Source organism: Pseudomonas sp. 1 R 17 (assembly GCF_900067035.1).
In the GTDB taxonomy this organism is placed as follows: domain Bacteria; phylum Pseudomonadota; class Gammaproteobacteria; order Pseudomonadales; family Pseudomonadaceae; genus Aquipseudomonas; species Aquipseudomonas marginalis.
Window position 1 is genome coordinate 12,391 of the sequence record NZ_FKLB01000056.1, and the last position, 15,623, is coordinate 28,013.

Consider the following 15,623-nt stretch of genomic DNA (forward strand, 5'->3'; position numbering starts at 1 on the left):
TTCAAGCCTGCGTTCGGCCAGCGTGGTTAACGGGGCGCCTGAGATCAAGATCAAAAGCCAGAGCCAGATCAAAAGATTGCTGACTTCGTCAGCGATTAAGGAAGTAGAAGCCACACCGCGTACGCTTCAATAATCAGGTCGGCTTTAAGGCCGCCTCGCTTTTGTTTTTGATTTGGCATCGCCCCGTCAAACACGCTGGCCGAACGCAGGCTTTGGAGCGTGGGTAACCCGGCAGGACGCCGGGTTAGCCGCGCTGGGCCATGGATGGCCCATCGCGGCGGCCCACGCTCCAAAGCCGGAGTGAGGGCATGCCGAGCCTAGGCGAGGCACCGAGTGTTGGGGCGAAGGCCTTTTGCTTACTTTTGGGCCTTTCCAAAAGTGAGCCGCCGTAAGGGCGGAACCCTAAGCCGCCGTTACCGCAGCAACGGATATGTACCCGGTCCAATCCAAAAAAATAGTCGGCCCAGAGGCCGCCATCGGGGGCAAGCCCCCCTCCCCCATTTCTAACCGCGTCCACCCGCGAGTGTGGGGCGAAGTCCTATAGTGACTGGTGGCGCCCAGCCCAAAAATTTCCCCTCAGTTAAAAAACTTTCCCAAAAACCCTGGACGCCCTGCCCCCATTCCCCTATAAAGCCACTTCAGGAATATTTTATTCCCCACAAGAAAACGCGCTCAAGGAATGAGCCTGCTGTCCTCAGACATTTTTTCGCTATGCGATGAGCTGCCGCCATCATCCCGAGGACGTGTCATGCAACACGAAAAAAACCATTTCATCATCAAGGTGACGTGCCCCGCCGTGTCCGGCATCGTCGCTGCCGTCACCACTTACCTGGCGGACAAGGCGTGCTACATCGGGGAAATGGCGCAGTTCGATGATGACTTCAGCGGCCGCTTTTTCATGCGTGCCGTGTTCCGTTTCAACGATGGCCACACAGGCGACCTGCAAGAGATCAGAGACGGTTTCGCCGATGTCGCCCAGGCCTTCGACATGCAGTGGGAGCTGCACGACACCCGCGAGCCGATGCGCGTGATGCTGATGGTGAGCAAGTTCGACCACTGCCTCACCGACCTGCTCTACCGCTACCACAAGGGCGAGATGGACATGACCATCACCGCCATCGTCTCCAACCACCTCGACCTGCGGCCGATGGCCGAGCGCGAGGGCATTCGCTTTATCTACCTGCCGGTGTCCAGGGACAACAAGGCCGCGCAGGAAACCGAGCTGATGAAGATCGTCGACGACACCCGCACCGAGCTGGTGGTGTTGGCGCGCTACATGCAGATCCTCTCCGACGACCTGTGCCGGCAACTGTCGGGGCGGGCGATCAATATCCACCATTCGTTCCTGCCCGGGTTCAAGGGTGCCAAGCCCTATCACCAGGCGTATCAACGCGGTGTGAAGTTGATCGGTGCCACCGCGCACTATGTGACCAGCGACCTGGATGAGGGCCCGATCATCGAGCAGGAAGTGCAGCGCGTCGACCACGTGTACAAGCCCGACGACCTGGTCGCCATCGGCCGCGACACCGAAACCGTGGCCCTGTCCAAGGCGGTCAAGTACCACCTGGAGCACCGGGTCTTCCTCAATCAGGACAGAACGGTGGTGTTCCGGTGAGCGCGCATAAACTGATCGACGGCAAAGCCGCCGCGGCGCGCGTGCTGCTGCAAGTGCGCGAGGACGTGGCGCGGCTGCATGGGCAGGCTATTCAACCGGCGCTGGCGGTGATCCTGGTGGGCAGCGACCCGGCCAGCCAGGTCTATGTGCGCAACAAGATCCTGCGCGCCGAAGAGGTGGGCATCCGCTCCGTGGAGCATCGCCTGCCCGGCGATACCAGCACCGAACACTTGTTGATCCTGATCGGCCAATTGAATGCCGACCCGGCGATCCACGGCGTCCTCCTGCAATTGCCGTTGCCGGCGCAGATGGACGAACTGCGCGCCCTGGAGGCCATCGCGCCGGACAAGGACGTCGACGGGTTTCACAGCCAGAACGTCGGTGGCCTCAGCCAGGGCCGCGCAGTGCTCACGCCATGCACCCCGAGCGGTTGCCTGTATCTGTTGGAGCAAACCTGCGGCGACCTGCGTGGCAAACACGCGGTGGTAATCGGCCGTTCGAACATCGTCGGTAAGCCCATGGCCGCGCTGCTGCTCAAGGCGGATTGCTCGGTGACCGTGCTGCATTCGCGCAGCCACGACGCCCAGGCCCTGTGTCGCCAGGCCGATATCGTGATCGCCGCCGTGGGCCGCGCCCGCTTGATTGACGCGAGCTGGTTGAAGCCCGGCGCGGTGGTGATCGATGTCGGCATCAACCGCATCGACGACGACGGCCGCAGCCGCCTGGTGGGTGATGTCGACTTCGACAGCGCCCTGCCCCATGTCGCCGCCATCACCCCGGTGCCCGGCGGTGTCGGGCCGATGACCATTGCCTTCCTGATGAAAAACACCGTGGCCGCCGCCCTGGCGCAACACCACGCCCTACGCAGCCAATCGGAGGCCGTATGCCATTCAATCTATTGAAATACGGGCTGAGTTCGGAGTACCCGGTGGAGGTGGACCTGCCACCGCCCAAGGAACTCAAGTCGAGTTACGACGTGGTGATCATCGGCGCCGGTGGCCATGGCCTGGCGACGGCCTACTACCTGGCCAAGTACCACGGCATCACCAATATAGCGGTGCTGGAAAAGGCCTACCTGGGCGGCGGCAATACCGCGCGCAATACGGCGGTGATCCGCTCCAACTACCTCACCAGCGAAGGCGTTCGTTTCTATGCCGAGTCGGTGAAGATGTTCCAGTCGCTGTCCAACGAATTCGATTTCAACATCATGTACTCCGAGCGCGGCCAACTGACCCTGGCCCACACCGACGCCACCGTGCGTTCGTTCCGCCAGCGCGCCGAGGTCAACAAGCACTTCGGCGGGCGTACCGAGATGATCGACCGCCAGCAGATCCGCGAGCTGGTGCCCAGCCTCAACCTCGACCCCGGCCACTTGCCGGTGATCGCCGGGCTCTGGCATATCGACGGCGCGACCGCGCGTCACGATGCCGTGGCCTGGGGCTACGCCAAGCAGGCGGCCAAGCGCGGCGTGGAAATCCATCAGCTCACTGAAGTGCAGGACCTGGTGATCGAGAACGGTGCCATCACCGCGGTGAAAACCAATCGCGGCACCATCCGGTGCGGCTGCGCGGTGCAGGCGATTGCCGGGCACAGCTCGCTGCTGATGGCCAAGGCCGGTATCCGTTCGCCGATCCAGACCTTCCCGTTGCAGGCCATGGTCACCCAGCCGTTCAAGCCGTTCCTCGACCCGTTGGTGAGTTCCTCGGCCCTGCACTGCTACGTGCAGCAAACCAGCCGTGGCGAAGTGGTGTTCGGTGGCGGTTCCGACCCGTACCCGCTGTTCAACACGCGCTCGACCCTGGACCTCAAGGAAAGCCTGTTGGCCCATGCCATCGAGATGTTTCCGTTCCTGGCCAACGCCAAGTTGATGCGCCAGTGGGCCGGGATCACCGACATGACCCCCGACTACAGCCCGATCATGGGCCTGTCGCCGCTGAAGAATTACTACCTCGACGCCGGCTGGGGCACCTGGGGCTTCAAGGCCACGCCGATCTGCGGCAAGACCATGGCCGAGCTGGTCGCCAGCGGCGGCAAGGTGCCGGACTTGATCAAGCCCTTCGGCCTCGAACGTTTCTCGACCTTCCAGCAAGTCAACGAAATGGGCGCCACAGCGGCCAGCCACTGACGGAGAGCAGACGATGAAAATCATGATTTGCCCGCTCAACGGGCCGCGCAATATCAGCGAGTTCACCTACGGCGGTGAATTCAAACCGATGCCCGACCCGCTGACCTGCAGCGATGCCGAATGGGCCGACTACGTGTTCAACACCGATAACCTCGCCGGTGTGGTGCGCGAATGGTGGATGCACACGCCGTCCAGTTACTGGTTCCTCGCCGAGCGCCACACGGTCACCGACGAGATCCTGCGCACCTTCGATCCGCGCGAAGTGTTCACTACCCGCGTCGACTTCACCACCGCCAAGGAGATCGCCGGATGAACCGCCTCCCCGCCCCCATGGGCCTGCTGATCCAGCGTGACCAGCCACTCGATTTCAGTTTCGACGGCCTGCCCTACCAAGGTTTGCAGGGCGACAGCATCGCCAGCGCGCTGCTCGCCAACGGGCGCTTCCTGATGTCGCGTTCGTTCAAGTACCACCGCCCACGCGGCCCATTGACCATGGCCGGCCATGACGCCAACAGCCTGGTGCAACTGCCTCGCGAACCCAACGTATTGGCCGATGCCCACGCGCTGTCCGCCGGCCTGGCGGTGACGGCGCAGAACGTCAACGGCTCGCTGGATAACGACAAGGACGCCTACCTGGGCAAGTTCTCCAGGTTCATGCCAGTGGGTTTCTACTACCGTTCGTTCTACAAGCCCAAGGGCATGTGGAAAGTCTGGGAGCCGATCATCCGCAAAAAGGCCGGCCTGGGCGTGCTCGACCTGACGTTCCAACCCGAGTACTACGACAAGGCCTACCTGTTCACCGACCTCGCCGTGATCGGCGCCGGCCCCGCTGGCTTGCAGGCCGCGCTGACCGCCGCGAATGCCGGCGCCAAGGTGCTGCTGATCGAGCAGCAGCCGATCCTCGGCGGGTCGCTGACCTACGCGCGCTTCGATATTGCCGGCACCCGTGCCGACACCCTGCGCCGCGAGTTGCTCGGCGCGGTGCAGCAACACGCGAATATCCAGGTGCTCACCGACGCCACCTGCAATGCCTGGTTCACCGACAACTACCTGCCGGTGATCCAGGGCAAGCGCCTGTACAAAGTGCGCGCGCAACAGTGCCTGGTGTGCAGCGGTTCGTTCGACCAACCGGTGGTCTTCCGCAATAACGACCTGCCGGGGGTGATGCTCACCAGCGCCGCGCAACGCCTGATGAAGCTCTATGCGGTCAAGCCCGGCAAGCGCGCAGTAGTACTCACCGGCAACGATGACGGCTACCTCGCCGCCCTCGACCTGCATGACCAGGGCGTGGACGTGGCCGCCGTGATCGACCTGCGTCACGCCCCGGCGGACAAAGCCCTGCCGGGTGCCCTGGCCCAGCGCAAGATCCCGTGCCTGAGCAACAGCACCGTGTTCGAGGCCCTGCATGAAAAAGGCCTGCGCCATGTGAAAGGCGTCGATGTGCGCCAGATCACCGGCCAGGGCCAGGTCAGCGCCAGCGGGCAAGTGATCGACTGCGACCTGCTGTGCATGTCGGCCGGTTATATGCCGGTCTATCAGCTGCTATGCCAGGCCGGTGGCAAGCTGGCCTATGACGACTCGCGAGCGGAGTTCAGCCTCAGTGGCCTGCCGCGCAACCTGGGCGTGGCCGGTTCCGTACACGGTCGGCATCAACTGGACAATGTGCTGGCGGATGGGTCCAACGCCGCCGCCGACAGCCTGTGCGCCCTCGGTTTGAACAGCCCGAGCCCGCCTGCAGCGCTGCGCAGCGAAGCCCAGGTCAACTTCCACTGGCCGATCTTCCCGCACCCCAAGGGCAAGGATTTCGTCGACTTCGACGAAGACCTGCAAGTGGCGGATATCGTCAACGCCACCCGCATCGGCTACCGCGATGTGCAGTTGGTCAAGCGTTACTCCACGGTCGGCATGGGTCCGTCCCAGGGACGTCACTCGGCGCTGCCGACCGCACGGCTGGTGGCCTGGGCGACCCAGCGCACGATCAGCGAAACCGGGGTCACCACCGCACGCCCGCCGTTCGTGGCGGAGAAACTCGCCCATGTCGCCGGACGCGCCTTCGACCCCTACCGCCAAACGCCGATGCACGCGCGCCATGTGCAAGCCGGGGCGAAGATGATGCCCGCCGGTATCTGGCAGCGCCCGGCCTATTACGGCAAGCCCCAGGACCGCGAAGCGTGCATGCAGGCCGAAGCGCTGCATGTGCGTAACAAGGTCGGTCTGATCGATGTGTCCACACTCGGTGGCCTGGACGTGCGCGGCCCGGACGCCGCCGAATTGCTCAACCGCATGTACACCTTCGCGTTCCTCAAGCAGCCGGTGGGCCGTTCGCGTTATGCGCTGATGACCAACGAACACGGCGTGGTGATCGACGACGGCGTGTGCGCGCGGCTGGCCGACAAGCATTTCTACGTCACCGCCACCACCAGCGGCGTCGACCGCATCTACCAGCAGATGCTCAAGTGGAACGCACAGTGGCGCCTGGACGTGGACGTGACCAACGTCACGGCAGCGATCTGTGCGGTGAACGTGGCCGGGCCGGATTCGCGCAAGGTGCTGGAGCAGGTGTGCAACGACCTCGACCTCAGTGCCGAAGGCTTCCCCTACCTGGGCGTGCGCCAGGGCACGGTGGCCGGGATCAAGGCGCGCTTGCTGCGGGTCGGGTTTGTCGGCGAGCTGGGCTATGAAATCCACGTACCGGCACGCCACGGCCTGGCGTTGTGGGACGCGTTGATGACGGCCGGCAAGGCCTTTGACATTCGCCCCTTCGGCGTCGAAACCCAACGCCTGCTGCGCCTGGAAAAAGGCCACGTGATCATCAGCCAGGACACCGACGGCATGACTCACCCGGCAGAAATCGACATGGGCTGGGCGGTCAGCCGCAACAAGCCGTTCTTCGTCGGCCGCCGCTCGGTGGACATCCTCGAAGCCCAGCCGCTGAAACGCAAACTGGTGGGCTTCAGCCTGCCCAAGGGCAGCGTGCAACCGCTGGAAGGCCACCTGGTACTCAACGGCGCGGACATCAGCGGCAACGTCACCTCCTGCGAATACTCCACCAGCCTGGGCCGCATCATCGGCCTGGCCTACGCCGGGATCGACCAGAGCACACCGGGGCAGCGCATTCCGATTCGCGTCGAGGGCGGCATCGTCGTCCAGGCCGAGGTGGTGCAACTGCCGTTCTTCGACCCCACCAACCAACGCCAGGAGGGTTAAGCCATGACCAGTCTGAAAGCCCACGAATTGTTCACGCCGCCCTGCCAGTTGCAGGACCAGACCGACCTGCCCCGGGTCGGCTTTCGCGGCGCACAAAGCGCCGAGTACCTCACGGCGCGCGGCTTCACGTTGCCGGGCGCGCCCAACCAAGCCAGCGCACAAGCGGACGGCAGCTGGGTGGCGCGCCTGTCGCAGAACGAATACCTGGTGCTGGGCAGCCCGCAGGATCAGGGGCAACGGATTGCCGATGAAGAAGCGCGTTGGGAACTGGACCACCGTGCCAACTACCTGCTGCCGCGCCAGGACAGCCATGCCTGCGTGCGGCTCAGCGGGGGGGTGATTGCGCGGGTGATGGCCAAGCTGTGCGGGGTTGACTTGAGTGACCCGGCGTTCAAGCCCGGGATGGTGGCGCAGACGTCAGTGGCGCGGGTCAATGCGATTGTCATCCACACAGGGAGTGTGGAGCTGCCGGCGTTTCATATCCTCTGGGATCGCGCCTCGAAGGAATACTTCGAGGGCGCGCTGCGGGATGCGTTGGAGGAGTTCGGCGGAGTGGCTCAGTCGGTGTAGCCCAACCGCGCCGCCCTGATCTTCCGGGTGTGTTGACGTGTCGCCAGGCAGTAATACAACGGGCACGTCACCACCAGTCCCACCAGCCACGACAGGTCCGCGCCTTCCACCAGGTTGGCCCACGGCCCCACATACAGCGACGTATTGGCAAACGGCAGTTGCACGATGATGCCGATGAAGTACGCCACGATCGCATGCAGGTTGAAACGCCCATACACCCCGCCATCGGCCCGGAAGATCGAGGCAATGTCATAGACCCCGCGCTTGATGACGTAGAAGTCGATCAGGTTGATCGACGCCCACGGCACCAGCACCAGCAACAGCGCGAGGATCAGGCCGATAAATTGCGAGATGAAGTCCGCCGAGGCACCCAACGCCACCACGCAGCAACCGGCCAGGACCACGCCCGACAGCAGCACGCGCACCTTGATGCTCGGGGTCCACTGGCTGGCGAAGGTCTGCACCGAGGTGATGATCGACAGCACCGCGCCGTACAGATTCAGGGCGTTGTGGCTGATGATATTGAGCAGGAACAGCACCATCAGGATCGGCCCCAGCCAGCCGGTGGCTTGCTTGACCGCGACCATGGCTTCGGTGCCTTCGGGCGTGGCCAGTGCAGCTACCAGGCCAAAGGCGAAGGACAGGATGGTGCCAAGGGTGGCGCCCAAGTAGGTCGCAATGAACGGCCGGGTGATGCCGATATCCGCCGGCAGGTAGCGCGAGTAGTCGCTGGTGTAGGGCGAAAAGCTGATCTGCCAGATCACCCCCAGCGACACGGTGGCCAACCAGCCAGCGGCGTTGAAGCCGCCACGGGTCAGGAAATCTGCCGGCAAGTCATGGGCGAAGATGTAGATAAAACCGGCCAGCAACGCGCTGCCCATCACCCAGGTGCCGATGCGGTTGAGGGTATGGATAAAGCGGTAGCCGATCACGCCGATGGCGGTGGCGCTGAGGGCGCCGATCAGGATGCTCGCCGGCACCGGCACCGACGGCACGATGCCAACGATGGACTTGCCGGCCAGGACGATATTGGAGATGAAAAATCCGATGTAGATCAGCGCGGCAAAGAACACGATCAACAGCGCGCCGTAACGGCCGAACTGGCCACGGCTCTGCACCATCTGCGGGATGCCCATGCGCGGGCCCTGGGCCGATGCGAGGGCAATCACGATGCCGCCGAGCAAATGCCCGAGGGCAATCGCCAGCAGGCCCCACGCCAGATTGAGATGGAACACTTGGGCCACCATGGCACCGGTGACGATCGGCAGTGGTGCGATGTTGGTGCTGAACCATAAGGTGAACAGGTCGCGGGCCTTTCCATGGCGCTCTGCGAGGGGGACGTAATCGACCGTGTGATGCTCGATCAGGGGGTCTTGCCGGGACATCTGGGGCATGGAAATGAACTCGCGTTTGTCTGATCTTATAGTTGTTTGACGCCAAACCGGGGGAGCTCTCTGGCCGCCCCTCAGATGAACACCATATTATGGTATTCCAACATTTTCACAAGACTGATCCGCTGGTTTTACCTGCAACTGATCCGGTTCCTTGTCGTATTGATTCCTTGATTTTTAAACCTAACACCCCGTATTCATTGAATATTTCGCCACAAAAGACGTTTATCAGGGATTTAAAAAAGCGCTTGCAAGCTTTGTATTACGGTATACCATCATACCTACAAGCCGATAAAAACCGTTTCACCGCCAGAGGACCGTCACATGATCGATGCCACCATCTACAAACAAGTGATGGGTTCGTTTCCTTCCGGGGTCACCGTGATTACCACGCTCGATGACGACGGGCAGATCGTCGGCCTCACCGCCAGCGCGTTCAGCTCGCTGTCCATGGACCCGGCCCTGGTGCTGTTCTGCCCCAATTACAGCTCCGACTCCTATCCCATTCTGATCAAGAACAGGCACTTTGCCATCCACGTCTTGTCGGGCGGACAGCAAAATGAAGCCTACGCCTTCGCGCGCAAGGGCAAAGACAAGGCCCAAGGCATCGAATGGACGCTCAGCGCACTGGGCAACCCGATCCTGGCGAATGCCACTGCAGTGATCGAGTGTGAGCTGTGGCGCGAATATGAAGGCGGCGACCACGCGATTATGGTCGGCTCGGTAAAGAACCTGATCGTGCCAGAGCAGGCCAATGGTCCACTGGTGTATTGCCACGGCAAAATGGGTACCCTGCCCGTGCCTGCCTGACCCTCCCTGCAAACCCGGTATTTGCGGAAAATAACAACAGATTAGAGGTAAGCGTCATGAAGTTTTCCCTGTTCGTACACATGGAGCGTTGGGACGAAAGTGTCAGCCACCGCCAGTTGTTCGAAGACTTGACCGAACTGACCCTGATGGCCGAGGCCGGCGGTTTCAGCACCGTATGGATTGGCGAACACCACGCCATGGAATACACCATCTCGCCGAGCCCGATGCCGCTGCTGGCTTACCTCGCGGCCAAGACCACCACCATTCACCTGGGCGCCGGGACCATCATCGCGCCGTTCTGGCACCCGCTGCGGGTGGCGGGCGAATGCGCCTTGCTCGACGTGATCAGCAACGGACGCATGGAAGTCGGCCTGGCCCGTGGTGCTTACCAGGTCGAATTCGACCGCATGGCCGGCGGCATGCCCGCTTCCAGCGGCGGCCAGGCGCTGCGTGAGATGGTGCCGGTGGTGCGTGCGTTGTGGAAAGGCGACTATGCCCACGACGGCGACATCTGGAAATTCCCCACCTCCACCAGCGTGCCCAAGCCGATCCAGCAGCCCAACCCGCCGATGTGGATCGCCGCCCGCGACCCGGACTCGCACAACTTCGCAGTCGCCAACGGCTGCAACGTGATGGTCACGCCGCTGATGAAGGGCGACGAAGAAGTCCTCGACCTGAAAAACAAATTCCAGGCCGCCCTCGACAACAATCCCGGCGTACCGCGCCCGCAACTGATGGTGCTGCGCCACACCCACGTGCATGCCGCCGATGATCCGGACGGCTGGAAAGTCGGGGCCAAGGCGATCTCGAAGTTCTATCGCACCTTCGATGCCTGGTTCGGCAATAAAGAGGTGCCGGTGAATGGCTTCCTGGCACCGAGCCCGGAAGAAAAATTCGCCGCCCGCCCGGAGTTCGAGCTGGACAGCCTGCACAAGACCGCGATGATCGGCACCGCCGAAGAAATCATCCCGCGCATCCGCTACTACCAGGAACTGGGCGTGGATGAGTTCAGCTTCTGGTGCGACAACAGCCTGCCCCATGCCGAGAAGAAGAAGTCGTTGGCACTGTTTATCGAGCAGGTGGTGCCGGCGTTTCGTTGATTGCTTGCAGGCGTCGCGCCAAACAGCTGCGACGCCTGCCCGCCCGGCATCAACTGAACAGTTCGACACCCAATTGGAACGCAACCCACAGCGCCAGCCCCGTGGCGAAGAGCAGCGCAATATTTTCGAACAGGTTATTGCGGTACTCCTTGTTCAGTAGCGACTTCTGGTTGGACATAATCAGCAAGCCGAGGGAAATCACCGGCAAGCCAATGATGTTCAACGCGCTGACGCCGATGGTCAGCGTGACAAAGTCCGGCATGCCCGGCAGCGACCAGATCAGCGGGGTCACCAGGATGAACAACATGAACCACTTGTGCATCGGGTCATGGTGAAACTCTTTGCCGTAACGCTCCCGGCGCCCAGGCCGTACGTGCTGGAAGGCATCGGTGATCAGCATCGGAAAGGCCGTGGTTTTGCCGGAGATGCTGGCAAACAGCGTAGCGAATACACCGATAAAGAAGATGTACCAGCCGATCGGCCCGAAGAAGATTTCGAGCGCCTTGCCCAGGTCGCCCAAGGTCTTCACTTCAATACCGTTGGGCCGCAGGATCTCGGCGCCCACAATCCAGATCGCCAGATTGATCACAATGCCGACGAACACGGCGAATAGCAGGTCGTTACGCTGGATGCGCTTGTGCTGTGGGCCGACCCAGCCTTTCTGGCGCATGACATAAGGGTGCACGAAGTTGGCAATCGAGCCCGCCACCGCGCCGATCACCGAGACAGCCACCAGCAACGCCCCGTGTACGCCCTCATCCGGCGGAATGCTGAAACCAATAGTCCCTTTGACAATGCCCGCCATATCCGGCCCGGACATCACCGCCAAGGCAATGAACGCCAGGGTCATGATTGCCAACAGGCCTTTCATCACGCCTTCGATCATCGAATAGATATTGCGCCCCACCAGCAGCCACACCGCCAGCACCACCGCCACCGAACACAGCAGCGCATAGTCGGTCTTGAACAGCATGGCCAGGGCTTCACCCGCCCCCTTGATCATGTAGGCATTCATCAAATGCCCCATCAGCAGCGCGTACACCAGCAGGAACCAGGCGAAGAACGGGTTCAACTGGGCATAACCCTGAAGGATCGTCATGCCTTGGTTATTGCACAGTTGAAAGCGCGCAATGATGTTGACGATCAGGTACCTGAGCAGCAGAGAAACCGCCAGCACCCACATCATGGCGTAGCCGTAATTCGCGCCGGCAACGGAGGAAGTAATCAAATCGCCTGCCCCCAGCCAAGACAGGACGGCGATCACGCCTGGGCCTAATAACTTGAGTAGTCGTACAACATGGCCGCTTACGGGTGCGGCAGACTTGCCTTCTATCGAAGGGAAATCGGTCATAGGGGAGTCTCCGTTGTTGTTTTTGTGAGAGCGGAGATAGTCGAACACAATTGATACGACGTCGTATAACCAATCAGGGCGGGTATGTATTAATAAATGTTTCCTGGCGGGCGCCCCCCCTTGAGTGCTGATTGACCGGACAGAAAGAGGATTGGATCGCTGTGCACACGGCAAAATGTACTATCTGGTTACTTATATTGCTAAAATCGCGTCTTTGCCCTCTCTCACTCGAGTCCTTTCGACATGAAACGAGCATCGCGCGCCACTGGCGTCTCTAGATTCCTACTCCTGGGCCTGGGTGTAATCATCGCCCTGCTCGGCCTCGCGCTGGCCGTTGGCGGCGCCAAACTGGTGAGCCTCGGCGGTTCCTGGTACTTCCTGATCGGCGGCGTGGCCATGGCGGTTTCCGGCCTGTTGATTGCCCGGCGCAACACCGCCGGCGCATGGTTGTTCGCCGCGTTCCTGATCGGCACGGCCATCTGGGCGGTGGCGGATGTGGGCCTGGTGTTCTGGCCGCTGTTCTCGCGGCTGTTCATGTTTGCGGCCATCGGCCTGGTGGTGGCGCTGGTGTATCCGCTGCTGGCCGGCCGGCCCGCGCGCGGTGCCTATGGCGTTGCCGCCGTGTTGGCGGTGGGCGTGGCGGTGGCGGCGGGCAATATGTTTGTCGCCCATCCCAGCGTCGCGCCGACCGGTGCGGGCCCAGGCATCACGCCCGTGGCCGCGGCCGACGCGCAGAAAGACTGGGCCCACTACGGCAACACCGAAGGGGGCAGCCGCTTCGCCGCGCTGGACCAGATCAACCGCGACACTGTCGACAAGCTCAAGGTGGCCTGGACCTATCACACCGGTGACGTGGCCCTCAGCGACGGCAACGGTGCCGAAGACCAGCTGACGCCCCTGCAGATCGGCAACAAAGTGTTTATCTGCACGCCCCACAACAACCTGATCGCCCTCGACGCCGACACCGGCAAAGAGCTGTGGAAGAACGAAGTCAACGCCAAGTCGGCGGTGTGGCAGCGTTGCCGGGGCATGGCGTATTTCGACGCCACCGCGCCGATTGCCCAGCCGACCCAGCCCAACAGCTCGCCGATCATCGCCGCCAGCGTTCCCGCCGGTGCGCAGTGCCAGCGTCGCTTGCTGACCAACACCATCGATGCACGGCTGATCGCCGTGGATGCCGACACCGGCAAATTCTGCGAAGACTTCGGCACCCATGGCCAGGTGGACCTGAAAGCCGGCCTGGGCAATGTACCGGACAGCTACTACCAGCTGTCGTCCGCACCGTTGGTCGCCGGCACCACCGTGGTGGTCGGTGGTCGCGTCGCGGATAACGTCCAAACCGACATGCCCGGCGGTGTGATCCGTGGCTTCGATGTGATCAGCGGGCAAATGCGCTGGGCCTTCGACCCGGGCAACCCGGAAGACAAACAGGCCCCGACCGGCGACAAGACCTACGTGCGCAGTACACCGAACAGCTGGGCGCCGATGTCCTACGACCCGTTGATGAACACGGTCTTCCTGCCGATGGGCAGCTCGTCCACCGACATCTACGGTGTGGAACGCACTCAGCTCAACCACAAATACGGCGCTTCGGTATTGGCGCTGGATGCCTCTACCGGTGCTGAAAAGTGGGTGTACCAGACCGTCCACAATGACCTGTGGGACTTCGACCTGCCGATGCAACCGAGCCTGATCGACTTCACCCCACCGGGCAGTGACAAGGCGGTACCCGCAGTGGTAATCGGCACCAAGGCCGGGCAGATCTATGTACTCGACCGCGCCACCGGACAGCCGCTGACCGAGGTCAAGGAAGTCCCGGTCAAAGCCGCGAACATCCCCAACGAACCCTACTCGCCGACCCAGCCCAAGTCTGTGGGCATGCCGCAGATCGGCGCGCAGACCCTGAGCGAGTCGGACATGTGGGGCGCCACCCCGTACGACCAGTTGCTGTGCCGCATCGACTTCAAGGGCATGCGCTACGACGGCCTGTACACTGCGCCGGGTACGGATAAATCCCTGAGCTTCCCGGGTTCCCTGGGTGGCATGAACTGGGGCAGCATTTCCACCGACCCGGTGCATGGCTTTATCTTTGTCAACGACATGCGCCTGGGCCTGTGGATCCAGATGCTGCCGTCGCAGAACAAGGCCCAGTCTTCGTCCGGTGGCGAAGCGCTGAACACCGGCATGGGCGCGGTCCCGCTCAAGGGCACGCCGTATGCGGTGAACAAAAACCGCTTCCTGTCGGTGGCCGGCATTCCGTGCCAGGCGCCGCCGTTCGGCACCCTCACCGCCATCGATATGAAGACCCAGAAAGTCGCGTGGCAAGTGCCGGTGGGCACCGTTGAAGACACCGGCCCCCTGGGCATCCGCATGCACCTGCCGATCAAGATCGGCCTGCCGACCCTCGGCGGCACGCTGTCGACCCAGGGCGGCCTGATCTTTATCGCCGGCACCCAGGACTTCTACCTGCGCGCCTTCAACAGCGGCAACGGCGATGAAATCTGGAAGGCCCGCCTGCCCGTCGGCAGCCAGGGCGGCCCGATGACCTACGTGTCGCCGAAAACCGGCAAGCAGTACATCGTCGTCACCGCCGGCGGTGCGCGCCAGTCCACCGACCGTGGCGACTATGTGATCGCCTACGCCCTGCCATAACCCCTCTGTCCGCGCGGTGCCCCTGCACCGCGCTCCGGCATCAGCAACTAGCCCCCTCCCACATCGCCTGCATTTCAATAGGTGAGCGGCATCGTTAGTGGCATTTGGTCATGGTTTGTAAAGGGCCAGCAAGTCGGCTCGCTTTTAATTGCAGGACGTTTCCTAGACAATCCCTGCCGCCTTGTGCCTGTTGGAATCGCTGGCTAGTCTGCGGTCCGTCACTGCCAAATCAGTGATCGGGTTTAGTCGCCTGACCTTCCAACGCGTGCATGGTCCTCCATGAGTTTTATGGTGGCTGTGCGCAGGGCACCTTCGGGTGCGCCGGTATTTTCGCGTTGGAGCCGGTCGACTAACCTGCGTACAGCCGCCACCCTCGTTTAGTCGCGAAGGGTGTAGGCCTCTCATCCAACGCGAAGGTACACCATGAATAAAGTTATCCCCGATCCATCCCACGACCCCGCCAAAGACCGCGCCGCCTTCAACCGCGCCATCGACCACTATCTACCCACCCAAGGCCTCCACTCGGTCAACGAAGACCTGAGCTTCGAAGACGCCCTGCTTTACACCGCCAGCTTGCTCGACAGCGCTTCCGCCACGGCGCTGGATTGCGGTGACCTGCTACCAAACCCCGAACGGGCGAAGATTCTGGCCGTGTGGCATTTGCTGGAAATTGCAAAGACCACCGTGGATCGCTCCATCGACTGCCTGAAACCCGCAAAAGCAACTGCCTGAACGCGTTAAAAATGTGGGAGGGGCGGTGCGACGATTCGACTTGCCCCCCTCCCACATGGTGAGCGCTGCA

At 62.2% G+C, this 15,623-nt stretch carries 12 protein-coding genes; 10 read left to right on the forward strand and 2 right to left on the reverse strand.

The genetic code is table 11. The features are described from left to right. Positions 1–748 precede the first annotated feature (748 nt). From purU to BFP99_RS19740, 6 genes are read left to right on the forward strand one after another with little or no spacing between them, the layout of a single operon-like run. Complete coding sequence (purU, locus tag BFP99_RS19715; RefSeq protein ID WP_065925509.1) at positions 749–1,615, forward strand: formyltetrahydrofolate deformylase; 867 nt, start codon at positions 749–751, stop codon at positions 1,613–1,615. Beyond that, on the forward strand, positions 1,612–2,517 hold the full coding sequence (gene folD, locus BFP99_RS19720) for a bifunctional methylenetetrahydrofolate dehydrogenase/methenyltetrahydrofolate cyclohydrolase FolD (protein WP_065925510.1): 906 nt from the start codon (positions 1,612–1,614) through the stop codon (positions 2,515–2,517). The genes purU and folD overlap by 4 nt, the downstream gene beginning before the upstream one ends. Then, positions 2,499–3,740, forward strand: a complete 1,242-nt coding sequence (locus BFP99_RS19725; protein WP_065925511.1) for an FAD-dependent oxidoreductase — start codon at positions 2,499–2,501, stop codon at positions 3,738–3,740. Before folD ends, BFP99_RS19725 begins: the two co-directional genes overlap by 19 nt. 13 nt (positions 3,741–3,753) lie before the next feature. After that, positions 3,754–4,053 (forward strand): sarcosine oxidase subunit delta, encoded by a 300-nt coding sequence (locus tag BFP99_RS19730; RefSeq protein WP_065925512.1) that lies wholly within the window; start codon positions 3,754–3,756, stop codon positions 4,051–4,053. Continuing rightward, positions 4,050–6,947 carry a 2Fe-2S iron-sulfur cluster-binding protein gene (locus tag BFP99_RS19735; protein ID WP_065925513.1) on the forward strand — a complete coding sequence of 966 codons (2,898 nt, stop codon included), beginning with the start codon at positions 4,050–4,052 and terminating at the stop codon, positions 6,945–6,947. Before BFP99_RS19730 ends, BFP99_RS19735 begins: the two co-directional genes overlap by 4 nt. A gap of 3 nt (positions 6,948–6,950) precedes the next feature. Continuing rightward, positions 6,951–7,517, forward strand: a complete 567-nt coding sequence (locus BFP99_RS19740; RefSeq protein WP_065947956.1) for a sarcosine oxidase subunit gamma — start codon at positions 6,951–6,953, stop codon at positions 7,515–7,517. Here BFP99_RS19740 and BFP99_RS19745 read toward each other — a convergent pair. Continuing rightward, on the reverse strand, positions 7,505–8,911 hold the full coding sequence (locus BFP99_RS19745) for a purine-cytosine permease family protein (protein WP_065925515.1): 1,407 nt from the start codon (positions 8,909–8,911) through the stop codon (positions 7,505–7,507). The genes BFP99_RS19740 and BFP99_RS19745 overlap by 13 nt on opposite strands. Before the next feature lie 321 nt (positions 8,912–9,232). Between BFP99_RS19745 and BFP99_RS19750 the strand changes: the two genes are divergently transcribed. Both BFP99_RS19750 and BFP99_RS19755 read left to right on the forward strand, forming a co-directional pair. Then, positions 9,233–9,718, forward strand: a complete 486-nt coding sequence (locus BFP99_RS19750) for a flavin reductase family protein (protein ID WP_065925516.1) — start codon at positions 9,233–9,235, stop codon at positions 9,716–9,718. Positions 9,719–9,774: 56 nt separating this feature from the next. Continuing rightward, on the forward strand, positions 9,775–10,818 hold the full coding sequence (locus BFP99_RS19755; protein WP_064052580.1) for an LLM class flavin-dependent oxidoreductase: 1,044 nt from the start codon (positions 9,775–9,777) through the stop codon (positions 10,816–10,818). A 49-nt stretch (positions 10,819–10,867) separates the two neighbouring features. Here the strand turns inward: BFP99_RS19755 and BFP99_RS19760 are convergent, their stop codons facing one another. Then, positions 10,868–12,169, reverse strand: a complete 1,302-nt coding sequence (locus tag BFP99_RS19760) for an Nramp family divalent metal transporter (protein WP_065947957.1) — start codon at positions 12,167–12,169, stop codon at positions 10,868–10,870. A gap of 243 nt (positions 12,170–12,412) precedes the next feature. Between BFP99_RS19760 and BFP99_RS19765 the strand changes: the two genes are divergently transcribed. Continuing rightward, positions 12,413–14,821, forward strand: coding sequence for a glucose/quinate/shikimate family membrane-bound PQQ-dependent dehydrogenase (locus BFP99_RS19765; RefSeq protein ID WP_065947958.1), 2,409 nt, complete (start codon positions 12,413–12,415; stop codon positions 14,819–14,821). 423 nt (positions 14,822–15,244) lie between these two features. Further along, on the forward strand, positions 15,245–15,553 hold the full coding sequence (locus BFP99_RS19770) for a DUF6124 family protein (RefSeq protein WP_065926263.1): 309 nt from the start codon (positions 15,245–15,247) through the stop codon (positions 15,551–15,553). The last annotated feature ends 70 nt before the right edge of the window (positions 15,554–15,623 follow it).